Genomic DNA, 17,054 nt, shown 5'->3' on the forward strand with positions numbered 1-17,054 from the left:
GCCACGGCAGCATCGGGTTCGACGGCGGCGAGGTTGGAGTCCTGGTACGCGAAGGCGGTGTGCAGGTGCTCGGGGTCCGGAACCAGCAGTGCCCTCGCAGCCCACCGGCATGCTGAGGGTCTTGTGCGGGCCGTCCGCGGAGCCTCGGCGGGTGAGCCCAGTGCCACGCCTCGGGCTCCGTCGAGCCCGTTCACGATGCGCACGTCCGTCCCGTACTGCCGAGGAGCCGACACCTGATGGCCCGTCTGTTTCGGATGCTGACCGCCCGGCGCGCCGCCGTACTCGCGGTGGCGACCGTCCCGGCCGTCGCCGGTGCGACCGCCGGGACGCAGCCGTCCGCTGTCCGGGGCTGCCCGTCCGGCCGCGCCTGCGCCCCTGGCACCGGGTCCCACCTCGTGCCGGGGGCGAAGGCTACAACTCGTGGACCTTCGACTTCGACATCGCGGTCCTCAGGGTCAACGGAAGCCTGGTCCTCTGCGGAGCAGAACGCGGCCGCGCCCGGTTCCTTGGTGCCGGGCGGCGCGACGGGGCGAACCTTGTGGGGCACGGCAGCGCGGGCCGTGGGCTACTCGGTGCGCAGGCCGTCGGGACGCATCATGCGCCACAGCGGCGGCAGGCTGAGCAGGGTGACCAGCAGGACGACACCGCCGCCGATGCCGGTCATCCACGCGATGCCCGCCCAGTCCACGGCCAGTGGCAGCACCGCCATTTTCAGCAGGATCACGCCGAGGCCCAGGCCGCCGACGACAGCCAGCGCCAGGCCGAGCGTCACCGGCAGCGCGGTCTGCCACAGCACCGACAGCCCGAGTGTCGAGCGCCGGGTGCCGAAGGCGACCAGCACCGACAGCAGCTTCTTCCGCTCGCGGAGCTGCTCCAGCATGGTGACGAGCATGCTCGCGCCGATCAGCAGCAGCGTGACGGTCGTGCCGATGAACAGGCCGCGCTTGATGTTCGTGAACTTCGGGGCCGTGACGGTCTCCTTGTTGTACTGAACGGTGGTCAACGGGTCCATCCGCGCCGCCGTGTTACGGACCTGTTCGACCGCGTCGGGGTCAGCGGGGTCCAGCTTCGCCAGCAGTTCGGTGCCGGCATCGCCCAGGTCAGCGACGTCGATCGCCTCGGGGGTGGCGAAGATCCCGGTGTGGAAGGACCCTGCCGGGTCCGGCACCGACGGGGTGAGGCGGGCGGCGGCCGGAACGGTCCACAGCTTGGACGCCCCCGACGCCTCGTCCTCCGTCGAGAGGTCGACCCGCGTGCCGGGTGCGGGGAGGTACACGCCGCCGGTCCGTGGGTCCTGGTTCGCCGGGTTGCCGACCAGGTAGACGCTGCCGGGCCGGCAGTCGGAGGCCTCGACAATCTGGCCCAGGGCCGCGCAGTCCCCGACGATCACGAAGGCGCCGGGGGCCGAGGGCGTGTCGGGACTGTGCGCGTAGCCGAGTGTGTAGGTCAGGGTCGATGCCACGCCCGGGGTGGCGCGGAGCGCGGCGGTGTCCTTCTGCTGCTCGGTCGTGCCGGTGTAGTCCCGGATGATCCGCATCTCCCCGCGGAGCGGACTGAGGCCGGTGTCCTGGGTGTACCTGCTCTCCAGACCCGAGAACAGCATCTGCGCGGCGATCGCGCCGGCCACCGCGACCGTGATGCCGTTGACCATCCGGGCCGCCGCGCCGCTGTCCAACTGGATGCGGCGGGTGGCGAGCTGGAGTGGCAGCGGGCCGCCGCGCATCCGGCCGACGACGGTCTCCATCACCCAGGGCAGCAGCGCCGTCGTCCCCACGAGCAGCAGCACGGCGCCCGCCGCGATCTTCGGCTCGTTGACCGAGCGGTCCGGCGAGAGGCCCCCGATCATCGGGGACAGCAGGGCCACCCCGACGACCGGCAGCGTCAGCCGCCACCACAGGCGCCGCCGGGCCGTCCCGGTGTTCCGTGCGACGCCGAGCGGTTCGATGGAGACCGTACGCAGCGCGAACAGGGTGACGGCGACGGCCGTGACCGGCACGCCGACCACGATCAGTGCCACCAGCAGGGGGCTCGGGGACACGTCGGACGCGAAGACGCTGATCCGCCACAGCTCGACCGTGTCGATGAGCTGCCGTCCGCCGGCGAAGAGTCCAAGCCCCATGGCGAGCCCGATCAGTGCACCGAACAGGGCCTCGCCGGCCGCGATCCGCCGCGTCATGTGCGCGTCCGCGCCGACCAGCCGTAGCGCGGCCAGCCGTCGGTCGCGGCGTTCGCCGCCGAAGCGGACGGCGGTGGCGATGAGGATCGCCACCGGCATCAGCAGCACCACGACGGTGATGATGACCAGCAGTGTCAGGAACGGGCCGAGGGCCTCGGAGAGGTTCGGGCGGCCGATGCTGTCGATCCTGGTCGGGTTCTGGTCGTGGGGGACGAGGTTGTCGGCCCCCGCGTAGTAGGCGAGTTCGTGTGGGCCGAGGAGTCCCGCCTCACCGATGGTGCCGCTGACCTGGTGGCCGAGGCGCTCCTTGAGTAGGGCCCCTTCGGGCGACGCGAGCAGCTTCCCGAGTTCGGGGGAGACGAACATCTCGCCGGGGGCGGGCAGTTCGTCCAGGCCGGGCGGGAGCAGCGGACGGTCGCCGTCCGGCTGGACCAGCCGCCCGTAGACGTCTTGGCCCCGGTAGGTGGTGTCGGTCCGGCCGGTGACGATCGTCTCGGCGGTGGGCTGCACGGCCACGCTGTAGGAGGAGGGGGAGTCGTCGCGGGCCGCGCCGCGGTCGCCGCGGGCGTTGAGGATGGCCGGGACGGCGGTGGCGACGAGCAGCAGGGCCACGCCGAGGCCGACTCCGACGGCGGTCAGGAGCGTACGGGTCCAGCCCTCGCGTCCGCCGCTCACCGCGAACCGGACGCCGAAGGCGAGGTCCCGTGCCCAGTCGGCCGGGGTGACCGGGGTCTCCCCGCGCGCCGCCGCGCGGCGGTTGTCGAGGTGGCGGTGCTGGGTACGGATGCGTCGCAGAATGCTGTTCTTCACGCGGCGTTCTCCATGTCACGCGACTTTCCGTCGCGTACGACGATCTCGCGGTCGGAGTACGCGGCGACGCGTGCTTCGTGGGTGACCAGGACGACGGCCGTGCCGGTGTCGCGGGCGGCCTCGGTCAGCAGTCGCATGACGCGTTCGCCGTTGAGGGAGTCCAGGGCGCCGGTCGGTTCGTCGGCGAAGAGCACGCGCGGGTTCCCGATCAGGGCGCGGGCGACGGCGACCCGTTGGCCCTGGCCGCCGGAGACCTGGCCGGGACGTTTGCGGGCGAGGTCGGCGACTTCCAGGCGTTCCATCCAGTCGACGGCCCGGCGCTCGGCCTCCTTGCGCCGGACGCGGTTCAGCCGCAGTGGCAGTGCCACGTTCTCCAGGCAGGTCAGCTCGGGCACCAGCTGGCCGAACTGGAAGACGAAACCGAACTCACCCCGGCGCAGCCGACTGCGCCCGGCATCCGAGAGTGTCGACATGGCCCGGCCGTTGTACATCACCTGGCCGGCGTCGGGCGTGACGATGCCGGCCAGGCAGTGCAGGAGGGTGGACTTGCCGGAGCCCGAGGGGCCCATCACGGCGACGACCTCGCCGGAGCGGATGCCGAAGTCGGCGCCGTCCAGCGCGGGGGTCGGGCCGTAGGACTTCCGCAAGCGGGTCGCGGACAGTATGGGGTCGGTCATGTGCGGATCTCCGTGGCAAGTTGGTCGAGCCGGGCGGCGGTGAGCTCCAGCCACCGCAGGTCCGCCTCCAGGTGGAACAGGGCATGGTCGCAGATCAGCTGGTCGGCGAGGTCGCCTCCGGCCTTGCGGCGGGTCAGCTCGCGCGTCAGGCGCAGGTGCTCGGCCCGCTGGGTGTCAAGCAGCCCCTCGGCGCTGCGGCCGGTCAACAGGGCCAGTACGACCTTGGTGTACAGGGTGGTCTGGAGGTACGGCTCGGGCTTCTCGGGCTGGGCGAGCCAGCTCTCGACATCGGTCACCCCGGCGTCGGTGATGGCGTACCGCTTGCGCTCCGGGCCTCCGCCCGCCTCCATGCCGTCGACCTCCACCAGGCCGTGCTTCAGCAGCCGCGCCATGGTCGAGTAGACCTGGCCGTAGTGCAGGGGGCGGTCCTGGCCGAATCGGTCGTCGAAGGCGCGTTTGAGGTCGTACCCGTGGCGGGGCCCCGACTCCAGGAGCCCGAGCAGGGTGTGACTGACTGACATGCGGCGCACTCTACACTGCGTGTATACATCGCGTGTATAGCTCTCAGTGGCGCCGGCCCCCAGGTCCGGCCCGTCCCCGCTCGCCTCTACAGGTCGAGCTGGTACTGCACTGTCGTGTGCGTGGGCACGTAGCCGAGGCTGTCGCTGATGTGTCTCATGTGCGTGTTGCTGTCGGCGGTGTCGGTCAGGAGGCCGCCGAGGTCCGGATAGCGCCCGTGGGCCTGCCGGATCGACTCGGCCTTCATCCATCGGCCGAGACCGTGTCCGCGGTGCTCGGGCAGCACACCGGTGCCGTAGTGCTGGCCGTCGCCCGTGCCGTTGCCCGGGACGACGAGTTCGGTGAACCCGGCGATCGAGTCGTCGGCAGTGTCGAGGGCGACGACCGTGTGCAACTGGTCGCCGCGCTGTTCGACGGCCTTCGCCGCAGCCCGGACCCGGTCCACGTCCCAGGCCACGATGCCGAAGTCGGTGTCTTCCATGGGCATGTCGTCCATGGCCCGGCGTGAGTCGGCGAACGTCTGGGCGAGGTCGTCGGGGACGGTTCCCTGCCATGACGTCAGCCGGTAGCCGGGATGCGGACGCTCGACGATCCCGGTGAGGGCGGTGGCGTCCACGTCGGCCAGTGGCAAGCGGGCGTACCTCAAGGTGAGGACCTTGCGGAAGCCGTGGGCCGGCAGGAAGTGACTGCCGGGCGATCCGGCCTCGGCCTGCGCGCTGACGCAGCGTCGGGCGTTGTCCCGGGCGGCGGCCACGGCCGCGTGGAGGAGCCGGGAGCCGACGCCCTTGCTGCGCTCCACGGGATGGACGTGGAGGGTCAGTTCGGCCAGGTGCTCCTGTCCGCCGTCGAACAGGCGCAGAAAGGCCGTCCCGACGGGGATGGAATCAGCGTCGGACGCCAGCCACGCAAGGCGTCGGCTCTGTGCCCCGCAAGCAGGGTCGGTCAGTGGAGTGATACGAAACGACAAGGTGTCTCCGTCGTGAGCAGGTGGCAAAGGGCGGTACGCGGGCTGACCTGCTGGGCACTCGTGCGCATGTGCTCCACACCTCCTCGTCGACGGTGCCGGTCCGGATGAACATCTGGACGGCGGGGAGAACGTAGCTGACCTGTCGGTTCCGCGGCAAAGGATTAACCGAAGACCGGTACGACGGTGGGGTCATGGCCCCTCTTTGATCGCCACGATCCGTACGGTTGCCTCACAGCCGTACCTCATGGCCAAGGCCCGGTAACGCTTGAGGGGATCGATCCCGCACCCGACCGCTCGCCGCTCGCGGTGGTCGGCCGTCTCGAGCATCGGCGGCCAACCCCTGTGGGAACCAGGCTTCTTACGGTTGCGCACCTGGTCTCTCTGCTCCAGGATCGTGCACCGGCTCCCACGTCAGCGCAGGTGGGCATCGTTCTTCCCCGAGCCGCACCCCTTGTCGGCACGCACGCTGTCCGACTGTCGGAGCACCCGCGAGCGGATCATCGCGGTCAGCCGGGGCGAGTCGGGCGTGGACGGTTGGGCGTTGAACGCCTGGTAGCCCCACATCTCGTAGCGCTGCTGGACTCTGCCCTCACCGGCGAGCGGGTTGACCATCAGGGTGACGCGATCCTCGGCCCGGCCGGCGAGCAGGTCGTCGTGGATGCGGCGGGCCGTTCCGGTGCCGCGCCACGGGGTGCGGACGCCGATCTCCTTGATGGCCAGTGCCGGGGTGTCCGTGAAGCCGTCGGGCAGGGGCTCGGCCATGCGCTTCCAGTACCGGTCGTCGGCATCGACGGTGTTGCCGTAGGCGTACCCGACCGGCACCAGGCTGTCGTAGCCGAGGACGAGTTCGAAGCCGGGCTCGGTGGTGTGCCGGTCGAGGCGTTCGGCGAACGCCTCGACCCGGTAGTTCGCCAGGTGCAGCAGCGGTGCCCGCACGTCCGCGTACACCTCCAGCAGGTCCTGCCGGGCCTCGGGGGTCAGGGCGTGGTGGTGGCGGAGCTCGACGGTCACGCGGTGGTCCTCCAGGTGTCGTGCGCGTACTCCGCCCAGGTCCGGTCCGGGCCCCTGCCGACGAGCCAGGCCGTGGAGCCCGGTACGGAATGCGGTCAGCATGCCACTGACCCGGGGTGGACGGAGACGGGGCTCCCCCGAAACGAGGACACGTCACATGTGGCTTGTACGAGTGCAGTTGATCTCGCAGTGAGGGCGCTGCGTTCAGGCGGTCGTGGCCGTCACGATGACGGGCCCGCGGTCGTACGCGCCGCGGTACGGCGTGCACAGGTCCGTCTCGGTGAGTTCGACCGCCGTGAAGCCTGCGAGTCGGAGCAGGGCCAGGACCTCGTGCGCGTGGTACCAGTGCAGTGTCGCCGGGCGGACTTGCGGGCCTGCCAGCACGGCCTCGCCGCGCAGCAGCGTGTACCGGCGCTCCTCCGTCCAGCTCTGTTCCACCGCGTCCTCGGCGAGCACCCGCCGCTCGACGCGCAGCGTTCGGCCGGCCTCCAGATCGAGGCGAACGTGCGGTTGCCAGTCCTCGGCCATGGCAGCAGCGCTCGTGTAGTCGTGGTCGATCGGTTCGAGGTTGAAGGCCAGCACACCGCCCGGCTCCAGATGCTCCCGGCAGCGCCGGAACGCCTCGGTCAGGGCCTGCCGGTCGGGCAGGCAGGCGACGCTGCCGCAGGGGATGTAGATGGTCCGGTAGCGATTCGGCAGGTCCAACTCCTGGACCTGCTGGGCATGCAGAACCGGCGCGAGTCCCTGGTCCGCCGCGCGCTCGCGGCAGACCGCGAGCATCTCCTCCGACGCGTCCAGCCCCTCCACCGGCAGTCCGGCGGCCAGATAACGGCGTTGCAGCCGACCGGCTCCCACCCCGATCTCCAGCGCCGGCGTTCCCGAGGTGCGGATGATCCGCTCGAAGACCGGGTGGTCCCAACCGGGTTCGTCGTACGCCGCCCAGTGCATGACCGCCAACCCCCGGTACTGAGCGGTCTGGTCCGGGGCGCTTCTGTCGTCAGTGACGTTCATTCCGCGCATGCTTGCCCGGTCCGGCACCGCGCCGCAAGGGAATTCCGACCTACCCCGGCAGGGGCCTGGCTTGTGCTGCCCGTCCCGGCTCCACGCGAGCTGCGGGGCCGCCCGCGTCTCCCGGTTCCGCTTGGACCGCCGTACCCGCGTCAGCCGAGCTGCCCGGTCGGCCGCATGGTGATCTGGTTGATGTCCACGCCCGCAGGCTGGTTGAGCGCGAAGGCGATCGTGGCCGCGATCTGTTCGGGGGTCATCGCCTCCTCAGGGGTGCCGCCGCGCTCGGCCCAGAACGCGGTGTCCACCACTCCCGGGGCGACGACGGTCACGCCGACTCGGTCCTTGCCCACCAGCAGCCGGGTGTTCTCGGCCAGCGCGTGTACAGCCCACTTGGTGACCGAGTACAGGTTGCCGGGCGTGTTGCGCACCCCGGCGACGGAACCGATGAACACGATCCGGCCCTTGGACGCCCTCAACTGCGGCAGCGTCTCGCGTACCAGCAGGGCCGGGCCCAGCACGTTGGTGAGGACCATGGCGCGCATGTCCTCAGGAGCGTGGTTCTCCAGGTTGCCGGGCAGCGAGAAACCGGCGTTGGCGATGACGTTGTCCAGTCGGCCCCACACCTCGACCACGCGGCGCACTGCGGCGGCGACGTCCGCCGCCTCGGCGGCGTCGCCGGTGATCGTCAGCAGCTGCTCGGCCGCTCCGGCCGAAGCGGCGAAGGCGGCCAGCTTGCCCGCGTCCCGTCCGGTGACCGCCACCCGGTGACCCTGCTCGAGGAGGGTACGGGCGGTGGCGGCACCGATCCCGGTCGATCCACCAGTGATCAGCGTGACGGGCTCCATGCAACGGCCTCCTCGGCGGCGTGGTGATCAGTTCACCAAAACGCCTGCACTATACGTGGGGTGACCTGCTGTCAGGGTTGGCGCACCGCGCCGGCTCCGCCCGGGCCCGTTTACGAAACCAGCGCCGCTTCGACGAGTACGCGTACCACCGGGGCCCGGAGGCCGCCACCCCGGTCGGGTGGCGGCCTCCGGGCCCGGTCCTGCTGCGGTGCCTCCGGCCGGACCGCAGGCTCGGACCCGCAAGGCTCGGCGTTCCTGGGGCGATCGTCAGACGACGTCGTAGATCAAGCTGGAGCAGCGGTCCTGGGCGAAGGAGATGTCCACGCACACCTTCCACTGGAGCGAATGGCCCTCGCCGGTGGTGACGACGAAGTCGCGCCACGTGCCGTTGCCGTTGTAGTTGACGATGCGGCTCTGCTTGACGCCGTCGATCCAGTACTCGATGAAGACGCCGTTGCCGTCGGCCTTGTTGTCCTGCAACCCGAAGTTGTTGCGGCTCGGGTCGTAGTAGGCGTAGGCGCCGGTGACGGAGGTGGCCGACGCGGCGGCGGGGCCGACGGCGGCGAACAGTGCCGCGCCCGTCAGTACGGTGGCGAGGGCGAGCTTCCCGGTCCTGCGCATGATGGGTCTCCTTCTGGTGGTGGAGGATCTCGTCGGCAGGCGGCGGGACAGGTCCGGTGGCCTCCCCTGCGGGCCACGGGCGTGCTCGACCGCCTGGGAACGACCTTCGCTCGGCGATGGCACGGGAGTCTTGTAGGAATGCGCACCACCGCTTACCTCAACTCGGCTGCCGGAGAACGGCACTGGTCACCAGGTCGGGTACGCGGTCGGCCGGCTCGGCGGTGGGTTCGGCGGCTGTGCGGTGGCCGATGAACTCGGCGGGCGAGCAGCCCGTCGTCGCCCGGAAGGTGTTGCTCAGGTGTGCCTGGTCGTAGAAGCCGCTGACGGCCGCGGCCTCCGCCCAACTGCCGGTGGTGCGCTGGTGGTAGGACAGGGCCCGTTGGAGCCGGAGGACCTGACCGGTCTGCTTGGGTGCGAGCCCGACGGCTTCGCGGAACCTGGTCTCGAGCCGACGCCGGCTCCAACCCGTCCCGTGGACGAGGTCGCGGACCGGGGCGGTGCCGCCGCTGCGGCGCAGTTCGGCGAAGGCCCAGGAGACCTCGGCCGGCCATCGGGGCCCCTGGGCGATGCGGGGGGTGAGGAAATCGTCGAGCAGGCGGAACCGTTGGGCCCAGTCCGGCTGTTCGGCAATCTGCTCGGCCAACTGCCGTGCGGCGCGCCCGAGGAGGTCGGGCAGGTCTGCCCAGTGGTGTTCCGCTTCGCTCAGGACCGGGCCGAAGAGCCGGTGCGCCTCGGCCGGGTGCAGCGAGACGGACACCCCTTCCAGTCGGCCCTGGTGTTCCGCGACGGTGGCCGTGCGCCGCAGCCCGCCGACGGGAGAGGCGGCCTGGAGCACCGCCCGGTCGTCGATCGCATCGGTGAGCCGCAACGGCTCGGAGAGGCCGATCACCAGGGTGACCACGTCGGTCGGCACCTCCAGCCGTCGCCGTCCTTGACGCAGGTCGAGCCGGTACCCGCGATACCGGAGGGCGTGTGCCGTCTGCCACGATCCTCCGTCGGGCAGGACCCCTCGCAAAATTGTCAGGCTTCCGTCAAGTATGGTCATGGCGCCCATCGCACCCCGAATTCGAAATCTCCGCAAGCTCCACCCAACCGACCGATCCGGCAGGCAGTACCCGGTCGTTCGAGCACGTCCCCGGGTGGGAGCCGATGGCCGCCGAGCCCGTCCGCCGAGGTCGGCCGCCCGGAGAAGGGACGCCGCGACCTCGCCTGGCCCCGGCCAGGCGGACGCTGACGGCACGACAGCGCTGCGTTAGGGTGAGCCACCCGCGCGCGCCGGGGAGCGGCGTCGGTCAAGTGGTCCGGTCCGCAGCGGCCGGGCCGATGAGCTGGGGGTGGGCATGCCGGGTGCGTCCGGGTACACGGTCAAGCACGAAGGTGTGGAAGCGCAGGCCAAGCGCCTGGACGACGCCGCCGACGAGGTCGGACGGATCCGCTCGGCGGTCGCGGACGGGAGCTGTCAGGCCACCGACGTCTTCGGCGGCGACGACTCCGGCGCGGCGTACACCAACTTCGCCGCCGCGTGGCAGGCCGAGACCCAGAACCTGCAGAGCGCCCTGCACGAACTCGCGGGCCGGATCCGCGTGTCGAACGCGAGCTACCGCGCGGGCGAGCACGGGGTGGTCACCGACCTGTCCACCGTGGGCAGCGGCGACTACCGGCCCTTCGGCTGAACCGAACCACCCCGGCAACAGGAGCACAGTCATGGCAGGCGGTTCCACCACCCAGCGGCGCGTGGCCCTTCACGAGCGCTTGCGCGACATCGACGGCGCGGGCGATAAGAACGGGCTGATCTCCGCGATCAGGAGCACCCTCGCGGTGCCCGCCCCGGCCGGCGACCCGGGCACCATCGAGGCGACGGGGAACCGCTACCGGCGGGCCACGGCCGACTCCGAGGAAGTGCACAGCACCGTCGAGCGGGTCGCCAGGGACGGGCTGCCCGACGTCTGGACCGGTACCACCGGTGCCAAGGCGAGCGAGGTGGTCGGCGCAGCCGCCCGGGCCGCCGACCAGATGACCACCGCCTTCCACCAGGGCGGCCTGATACTGCTGACGCTCGCTGACGAGCTGCACCGCGCGCAGCAACTCGACCGGCAGGGCCGCCCGGAGCTGGAGCAGGCGCTGAACCTCCTCGGGGACGAGGACGGCTGGTTCGACAACCTGATCGAGAAGGACGCCGAGGAGGCCGAGCGCAAGCGGGCTCAGGAGATGGCCCGGAACGCGACGCGCGTCCTGATCCAGGGCGCCGAGATCGCCGACGACGCCGCCCGCGCCGCGGCCCGGGATCTCAACAAGCTGGCGTCCGAGGCCCGGGCCGGGCGGATGGACACGGACGAGGTCTCGGCCGCCGACAAGCTGGTGCTGGCCGACGCCTCCGGGGCCGACGGCCCGGCGGAGTTCAACGAGCTGCTGTCGGCCAACGACCTCAAGCGCTCGGGCGAGTTCCTGGAGAAGCTGAGCGACAAGGACCAGGCGGACTTCCAGAAGCTGCTCGCCGAGTCCAAGTCCCCGCAGGAGCGTGCCTACCTGATGAAGGCTCTGGCGTCGGGTCACGACATGGGCCAGATCCGGGAGTTCCAGGCGAAGATCCACGGCAAGGACCCGCACTGGCTGCGGGAGCACCTCACGCCCGTCCGCACCGAGGACGAGGACACCGGCAGCGGCGGCAGCAACGACAACGGCTCCAACAAGAACACCGACGACGTCCGGTACGGGGGGCGGCCGTGGGCTCAGGCCGCCGGCGAGGGGACCTGCGTGGCGTCGTCCACCATCACCGCCCGGGCCATGGTCGACCCGCTGTACGCCCTGGAACTCACCGGCGGCCCGACCGGCACCGACGACGACCCCGACGCGTTCCGCCGGCGCCTGCTGGACGAGCAGCACCGGGTGCACACCGAGGGCGACGGCGGGGCCAACTGGGGCGGGATGGGCGAGGACGGGCAGAAGAAGATCGCCGGAGCGGAGATCAGCCCGCACACCGGTGCGCAGTACGAGTACAAGCACCTGGAGAACCCGGACGACCGGCGGGCGATCCTGCCCGGCATCGAGAAGGCCGTCGCCGAGGGCAAGCCGGTGCCCATCGTCGTCAACGGGAAGGACGCCGCCCACCAGATGATGATCATCGGCCAGGAGGGCGGCATGCTGCAGATCTACAATCCGTGGGGCACCACCACCTGGGTCAGCGAGGACGACTTCGTCAACAGCCACATGGGCGCGGCGTCCGACAACCGCCTGCCCAACGCCTACGGCGTCCAACTCCCGAACTGAGGCCCCGAACATGGCACCCCGCCCCCTGCACGCCGTCCCGGCCCTGACGGCGGTGCTCATGCTCGCCACCGGCTGCGGGGACGCCGGGCCCGCCGAGCCCGACCGGGGCAAGGTCTTCGCCGCCGACCGGCCGACGATCGAGGTCGCCGCCGGGGCACGGTTCTCCATCCGGGTCGAGGACAACCCCTCCACCGGGATGACCTGGATCGTGGAGGACCCGCAGCCCGACCCGGCCGTCGCCCGCTTCCAGGACAGTCGCTACCAGCCCTCGGCCGGCGGCGAGGGCAAGGCCGGCGCCGGCGGCACCCGCGATCTCACCTTCCGCGCCGAGGCCGCCGGGCAGACCAGGATCGCGCTCCGCCGCTGCCTTCCGACCAGCTGCACGAACGGCGAGATCCGCCCCGGGCAGGAGCAGGACGTCCAGCACCTCAGCTACACCCTCACCGTCCGGTGAGCTCCGCCCCCACCCTCCTGAGAGCGAGGTGCTCGTGAACACGCACCGGCAACGCACCGACGACGACCTGGCCGAGCTCGACATCCCCGCGCTGCTCCGCTACGGCCTCTCGGCGGGCGGCGCACGACGGGCCGCGCTGTTCGGCGAAGGAGCCGTCGCGGCCGCCGTCGCCGTCGACCGGCTCCACGTCGTGCCGCGCTCCCTCGGCTACCTCGCCGAGGTGGTCCGGGCCGGCGGTACCCGCTACGCCGCCGACCTCGCCGAGCCCCTCCCCGGCCCCGAGCCCACCCGCCTGGTCCAGGAGTGGCTCGACACCGCCGCGACCGTCACCGCCGGCGTCGACGACGACGAGGTCCTCGCCCGCTGGCTGGACGCCGTCGCCGAACTCCTCGCCATGCGCCGGCGAACCGCCTGACGCCGGACAGGCGACTCGTGGCAGGCCGGTGGTCGAGGGAATCCAGTTGTGGCCGGTACCAGGGCGGATGCGAAAATCGGCGGATGAAGCACACCATCAGGTCCGTACGGCAGGAAGACTGGACCAAGATCAAGGCGTTGCGGCTGGACGCGTTGCGGGATCCGGTCGCACATCTCGCGTTCCTCGACACCTACGAGCAGGCCGCCGCCCTTCCCGACGAGTTCTGGCAGGACCGTGCGGCCGGAGCCGCCGAAGGGAGGACCGCCCGGCAGTTCGTCGCGGAGGCTTCGGACGGGCACTGGCTCGGCACGGTCTCCGTGCTCGTCGAACGGCACGGCGTCGAGACGTTCTTCGGCGACGTCCCCGGGGTGCCGCAGACCCACATTGTGGGCGTCTTCGTCCGACCCGAGACGCGCGGCACCGGGCTGGCGGAAGAACTCTTCCAAGCCGCCTTGGACTGGTCCTGGTCACTGACCGAGCCGCCGGTCGAGCGCGTCCGGCTCTTCGTGCACGAGGACAACACCCGAGCGGAGGCGATGTACGGCAAGGTCGGATTCAAGCGCACCGGCCACTCGGTCCCCGTCGCCGGACAGCCCACGTGCAACGACAACGAGCTTGCCCTCCTCCGCGGCTGAAGGTGCGCCGGTGTCCAGGCCGAATCATGAACGAGCGCGTTGACGGCCTGGGCAGAGGCAGACGAAGCCGGGACCGTCCGTGGTGCCCCTGACGGGTGGACACGCTGATACGGGATCTGCTTGACCCGGAGGAAGCGAGAACCTCGGTGCCCGACTACCGGGGCACCGACGACCGGTCCTTCCCCTGAGCGGGCTAGGCTGCCTCTGTGAGCAAGAACATCAACAACCCCGTGGGCATGGGCGGTGGCCAGCGGAAGCGGCTGTCCCGCACCGAACGGCAGAACAACGGTCCGCATCGCAACCTCGACCGCCAGGGTGCGGCCGACCAGAAGGCGGAGCTGGTACGCAAGATGCGCGAGAAGGAAGGCGCAGCTGAGGGCGCCGAGCAGGCGGGTGACGACACCGCTCAGACCTGACGCGCTGCCGCTCGCAGGGCGCGGGCGCCGCACGGGGGCGGGCCTTGCTGCCGTCCCCGGCGCGGTCGGCCCCGCTCGGCCCTCGGCGCGGGCGCTCTTCGGTCTGTACGTGCAGATCCGGCACTCGGTCATCGAAGGCATCGAGGGTCGACCACCTGCCCGGCGGCGGCGACCGCAAGCCGCTGTGACCGTGATGGTCACGTCCCACAGTGGCCCCGGCCGCCTGGCCGGGCCCCGGTCGCCGGCACCAAACCACGCCGTACCGGACTGAACTCAAGCTGAGCGGGTGGGCGGGCAGGCGGCCCGCCCCGGAGCGGGACTGTCCGGGAACAGGACTCCGAAGCGGGCCGCGGTGCGCACGCCGGGGGTGGTGCGCTTGTGCGGAGAGATGTGCGGGGTCGGGCTCAGGTCAGGGCGTTGGCCAGCCAGTGGGTGAGCAGGGCACTCTCGCCGGTGACCGTGATGGCCGGGTCGGTGGCGGGGAGGCGGCGCTTGAGGAGCAGGACCAGGTCCGCGCAGCCACCGGTGACGACGACGTCGGCGGATCCGGCGGTGGCGACCGGGTCGGTCTCGGCCCGCGGCCCGTCCGGGGTGCGGGTGACGAGCCAGGCCGACGGCGCATCCGGCGGTGCGTCGGTGGCGCGGAAGAGCAGTGTCTCGCCTGCGCCGCGCAGGTTGGTCACCTTGGGGTCGTAGAACGGGACGGTTGCCGGGTCGCTCAGCGCCGCGAGCCAGAAGTCGACGGCGTCGTAGGAGAGGTCGGCGGACAGCTGGAACTCCCGTCCGGCGAGCAGTTCGACGTCGGCCCGGTGGACGGCGACCTCCATCGCGCCCCACCGGGCCCAGAAGGCGGTCTCGTGCGGGCCGAACGTGGTCCAGACCGGCGCGTGCGGGCCACTGTCGCGCAGCGCGGCGACGAACCGTTCGGCCCCGTCGATCAGCCAGGCAGTGAGCTTGTCCCGGCCGTCCTCGTCGCCGAACTGCGCGGGCGAGCCCAGGGCCAGGTCGTTGACGGCGTCCGTCCAGTCCGTCTCGCCCTGACCGGCGCCCTCCGCCGCGCCGGTCGGCGGGATGAACTGCGGTGCCCGGACCTCCACCAGCATGGTGCCCCAGGCCAACGCCTGGTGGAGGTGCTCGGCGAGGTGGCCCGCGGTCCACCCGGGGCAGGTGGGGGACGGACGGTCCAGCTCGACGGTCTCCAGGGCCCGCACGAGGAGGTTGGCCTCCTCGGCGATCCCGTCGGACAGCCGTCGGTAATCGGGTCGTGGTGCTGACACAGGGGGGTTCCCTTCGGAAGGGGGTGGGGGCAATCGCTTCGTGCGGCTGCTTCGTTAGTCTGCGATGCGTCGTTGACGCGGCGTTGATGCCGCGCTGACACGGGCGCACGCCCCACTGATGGTGCTCTCTGCACCTACCGAACCGTCCGGCGGTGCGAAGGCCGGACGCCCGCCCGTCGACCGAGGCAAGCAGGGACTGAAACGCTCCGTCGCCTCAGCTGCCTGCGGCGTTCCGCTCGGGATCGTCTCCGCCGGGGCCAACCGCCACGACCCGCCGCTGCTCGGGCCAATCCTTCAGGCCGCCAACGCGCAGGTCGGCATGCTGCCAGAGGCCGTCAACCTCGACCGAGGCTACGACAGCGCCAATTCCCGTGCGTTGACTGCCGAGTTGGGGTTCACGGTCCAGATTGCGCGCGAGGGCATACCCGCTCCGATCCAGGCCAGCAGACGCTGGGTTGTCGAGCGAACCCACTCGTGGATGAACGACCACGGCAAGCTCCGACGCTGCACCGACAGAAACGGTGAGGTCGTGGACTTCCACCTTCACCCCGCCGCCGCCCTCGTCACCCTCCGCATGCTGATCCGCAAGGCAACGAACCGGTACCGCTGGGACAGCCACCCGACGCCTCAAGTGATCCATTTGCCGGTCGATCCGAGTAGTCCCTCATCGCCATCGGCGGTGTCGCGCCTCCCTCGGATCAAGCGCGATCCAGTATCGGCGTGTCCACCAGGCAGGGGGAGGCCCAGCCCGTCGCCTCCCCCACAAGACCGGCCAAGCCGTGAACCGGGAGCAGTGCTTCTCGATCGGACCCGGAATGCGGGAGCCTGGCAAGGCACGTACAGAAGGGGCCGTGACGATCTGTCGCCTCACTGCCCATGAGCAGCGAGGCGACAGATCGTGTGCCGAAACCGCCTTCGGCTTCGGCCCGGAGGGCCGCACACCACTGCTCACCGACCGGGCGACTGCCCTCGGCACGGGTTTCGGCCGACAACCGGCCGCCAGCCTCCCGGGGTACCCGGATAGGACATCTGGCCCTGCCACAGCCGACCAGGCTCCAATCCTCTGTGAAATTGGGGACATGGACGATCAATCGACAGTCGACGAAACGGCGCCGGTCACCCGTAAGCGGACCGCAGAGGGCCGACCGTGGTGATCGTGCTGGTGCTGACGGCGGCCGCCTTCGGGACGGGCGCCAGTTGGCTGGGCCACCGGCTGGTCCACCAGGGGAAGGCACCGGACCCCGGTCCGGCAGTGGGCACGGCGGTCGGCGCGGTGGCCTCCTTCTTCATCTTCACCGTTGCCTTCCTGACCGTCACCGCCACCAACAGCATCAACACCGCCCGCCATGACGCCTACGTCGAGGCCGGCGCGCTCACCGACCTCTACCTCGCCGCCGGCACCCTCCCCGACCCCGCCCGCACCGACCTCCAGCGGATGACCCGGGACTACACCGAGGGCGTGATCGTGCGGGAGTGGCCGAAACTGCGGGAGGGCCACACGGAGCCCCGCACCCGGGAGGCGGCATACGCCCTCGGCGCCAGGGTCGACCAGGAGCTCGCCGGGGCACCCGCCCACACGGCGACGGACCTGCACGACGCGATGCGCGCGGTTCTCGCCGGGCGCCGCGCCCGGAATGCCGCCGCCAGCGAGGGCGTGCCGCGCATCCTCATCCTGACCCTGGTCGGCACCGCCTTCCTCACCGTCCTCTTCCTGGTCCTGATGGGCTGGCCCAGGGGGCGCCGGGGGTCGGTCGGGATCGGCGTGGTCTCGGGACTGTTCGCCTTCGGGATCTGGCTGGTGATGCAGCTGAACCATCCCTTCGGCGCCGGCGTCCACGTGGATCCCACTCCCATCCGGGAGGCGCTCGCCCACATGAACGGTGTTGCCCCGCTGCGCTGACACGGCGTCGGCGCGGCCGTCACCCGCCCGCTGCCCGGCGCGACAGCACCGCACGA

General features: G+C 71.2%; 17 protein-coding genes and 1 pseudogene. 8 read left to right on the forward strand and 10 right to left on the reverse strand.

What is annotated here, in order from left to right; translation table 11 throughout:
- Positions 1-565: 565 nt before the first annotated feature.
- The 9 genes from ACIRPK_RS07525 to ACIRPK_RS07565 form a co-directional block, all read right to left on the reverse strand.
- Entirely contained in the window at positions 566-2,986 is a 2,421-nt protein-coding gene (locus tag ACIRPK_RS07525; protein WP_403034375.1) for an FtsX-like permease family protein, read from the reverse strand.
- Positions 2,983-3,663 carry an ABC transporter ATP-binding protein gene (locus ACIRPK_RS07530; protein ID WP_403034378.1) on the reverse strand — a complete coding sequence of 227 codons (681 nt, stop codon included), beginning with the start codon at positions 3,661-3,663 and terminating at the stop codon, positions 2,983-2,985. Before ACIRPK_RS07530 ends, ACIRPK_RS07525 begins: the two co-directional genes overlap by 4 nt.
- Complete coding sequence (locus ACIRPK_RS07535; RefSeq protein WP_403034380.1) at positions 3,660-4,184, reverse strand: PadR family transcriptional regulator; 525 nt, start codon at positions 4,182-4,184, stop codon at positions 3,660-3,662. Before ACIRPK_RS07535 ends, ACIRPK_RS07530 begins: the two co-directional genes overlap by 4 nt.
- Before the next feature lie 86 nt (positions 4,185-4,270).
- On the reverse strand, positions 4,271-5,149 hold the full coding sequence (locus tag ACIRPK_RS07540; protein ID WP_403034383.1) for a GNAT family N-acetyltransferase: 879 nt from the start codon (positions 5,147-5,149) through the stop codon (positions 4,271-4,273).
- A gap of 411 nt (positions 5,150-5,560) precedes the next feature.
- Entirely contained in the window at positions 5,561-6,160 is a 600-nt protein-coding gene (locus tag ACIRPK_RS07545; protein ID WP_403034386.1) for a GNAT family N-acetyltransferase, read from the reverse strand.
- Positions 6,161-6,364: 204 nt separating this feature from the next.
- Positions 6,365-7,171: a class I SAM-dependent DNA methyltransferase gene (locus ACIRPK_RS07550; RefSeq protein WP_403034389.1), complete on the reverse strand. Its 807-nt coding sequence runs from the start codon at positions 7,169-7,171 to the stop codon at positions 6,365-6,367.
- A 149-nt stretch (positions 7,172-7,320) separates the two neighbouring features.
- Complete coding sequence (locus ACIRPK_RS07555; RefSeq protein ID WP_403034391.1) at positions 7,321-8,013, reverse strand: SDR family oxidoreductase; 693 nt, start codon at positions 8,011-8,013, stop codon at positions 7,321-7,323.
- 267 nt (positions 8,014-8,280) lie between these two features.
- Entirely contained in the window at positions 8,281-8,634 is a 354-nt protein-coding gene (locus ACIRPK_RS07560) for a hypothetical protein (RefSeq protein WP_403034394.1), read from the reverse strand.
- Positions 8,635-8,791: 157 nt separating this feature from the next.
- A complete protein-coding gene (locus ACIRPK_RS07565; protein ID WP_403034397.1) occupies positions 8,792-9,547 on the reverse strand; it encodes a helix-turn-helix domain-containing protein in 756 nt (251 codons plus the stop codon).
- A 427-nt stretch (positions 9,548-9,974) separates the two neighbouring features.
- Here ACIRPK_RS07565 and ACIRPK_RS07570 point away from each other — a divergent pair, with 427 nt between their 5' ends.
- From ACIRPK_RS07570 to ACIRPK_RS07595, 6 genes are all read left to right on the forward strand, one after another.
- Entirely contained in the window at positions 9,975-10,307 is a 333-nt protein-coding gene (locus ACIRPK_RS07570; RefSeq protein ID WP_403034400.1) for a hypothetical protein, read from the forward strand.
- A 31-nt stretch (positions 10,308-10,338) separates the two neighbouring features.
- On the forward strand, positions 10,339-11,901 hold the full coding sequence (locus tag ACIRPK_RS07575; RefSeq protein WP_403034403.1) for a peptidoglycan-binding protein: 1,563 nt from the start codon (positions 10,339-10,341) through the stop codon (positions 11,899-11,901).
- A gap of 10 nt (positions 11,902-11,911) precedes the next feature.
- Positions 11,912-12,355 carry a protease inhibitor I42 family protein gene (locus ACIRPK_RS07580; protein ID WP_403034406.1) on the forward strand — a complete coding sequence of 148 codons (444 nt, stop codon included), beginning with the start codon at positions 11,912-11,914 and terminating at the stop codon, positions 12,353-12,355.
- Between the two features lie 34 nt (positions 12,356-12,389).
- Positions 12,390-12,770, forward strand: coding sequence for a hypothetical protein (locus tag ACIRPK_RS07585; RefSeq protein ID WP_403034409.1), 381 nt, complete (start codon positions 12,390-12,392; stop codon positions 12,768-12,770).
- 83 nt (positions 12,771-12,853) lie between these two features.
- Entirely contained in the window at positions 12,854-13,405 is a 552-nt protein-coding gene (locus ACIRPK_RS07590) for a GNAT family N-acetyltransferase (RefSeq protein ID WP_403034412.1), read from the forward strand.
- 206 nt (positions 13,406-13,611) lie between these two features.
- The gene (locus ACIRPK_RS07595; protein ID WP_403034415.1) at positions 13,612-13,821 is read left to right on the forward strand and encodes a DUF6243 family protein; all 210 of its coding nucleotides are present in this window, start codon (positions 13,612-13,614) and stop codon (positions 13,819-13,821) included.
- 404 nt (positions 13,822-14,225) lie between these two features.
- Here ACIRPK_RS07595 and ACIRPK_RS07600 read toward each other — a convergent pair whose 3' ends face one another.
- On the reverse strand, positions 14,226-15,098 hold the full coding sequence (locus ACIRPK_RS07600; protein ID WP_403034418.1) for a maleylpyruvate isomerase N-terminal domain-containing protein: 873 nt from the start codon (positions 15,096-15,098) through the stop codon (positions 14,226-14,228).
- 142 nt (positions 15,099-15,240) lie between these two features.
- Between ACIRPK_RS07600 and ACIRPK_RS07605 the strand changes: the two are divergent.
- Together ACIRPK_RS07605 and ACIRPK_RS07610 are read left to right on the forward strand one after the other, a co-directional pair.
- Positions 15,241-15,723, forward strand: a pseudogene (locus ACIRPK_RS07605) (IS5/IS1182 family transposase); the annotation flags it as partial.
- 522 nt (positions 15,724-16,245) lie between these two features.
- Positions 16,246-16,998, forward strand: a complete 753-nt coding sequence (locus tag ACIRPK_RS07610) for a hypothetical protein (protein WP_403034421.1) — start codon at positions 16,246-16,248, stop codon at positions 16,996-16,998.
- Positions 16,999-17,054: the final 56 nt, after the last annotated feature.

The organism is Kitasatospora sp. NPDC101801, assembly GCF_044766665.1.
Lineage (GTDB): Bacteria > Actinomycetota > Actinomycetes > Streptomycetales > Streptomycetaceae > Kitasatospora.

What these genes read in the sequence shown, in the direction of transcription:
- ACIRPK_RS07530 (WP_403034378.1), bottom strand. Translation starts at nt 3,663, where the DNA reads ATGACCGACCCCATACTGTCCGCGACCCGCTTGCGGAAGTCCTACGGC.
- ACIRPK_RS07535 (WP_403034380.1), bottom strand. Translation starts at nt 4,184, where the DNA reads ATGTCAGTCAGTCACACCCTGCTCGGGCTCCTGGAGTCGGGGCCCCGC.
- ACIRPK_RS07550 (WP_403034389.1), bottom strand. Translation starts at nt 7,171, where the DNA reads ATGAACGTCACTGACGACAGAAGCGCCCCGGACCAGACCGCTCAGTAC.
- ACIRPK_RS07555 (WP_403034391.1), bottom strand. Translation starts at nt 8,013, where the DNA reads ATGGAGCCCGTCACGCTGATCACTGGTGGATCGACCGGGATCGGTGCC.
- ACIRPK_RS07560 (WP_403034394.1), bottom strand. Translation starts at nt 8,634, where the DNA reads ATGCGCAGGACCGGGAAGCTCGCCCTCGCCACCGTACTGACGGGCGCG.
- ACIRPK_RS07570 (WP_403034400.1), top strand. Translation starts at nt 9,975, where the DNA reads ATGCCGGGTGCGTCCGGGTACACGGTCAAGCACGAAGGTGTGGAAGCG.
- ACIRPK_RS07575 (WP_403034403.1), top strand. Translation starts at nt 10,339, where the DNA reads ATGGCAGGCGGTTCCACCACCCAGCGGCGCGTGGCCCTTCACGAGCGC.
- ACIRPK_RS07580 (WP_403034406.1), top strand. Translation starts at nt 11,912, where the DNA reads ATGGCACCCCGCCCCCTGCACGCCGTCCCGGCCCTGACGGCGGTGCTC.
- ACIRPK_RS07590 (WP_403034412.1), top strand. Translation starts at nt 12,854, where the DNA reads ATGAAGCACACCATCAGGTCCGTACGGCAGGAAGACTGGACCAAGATC.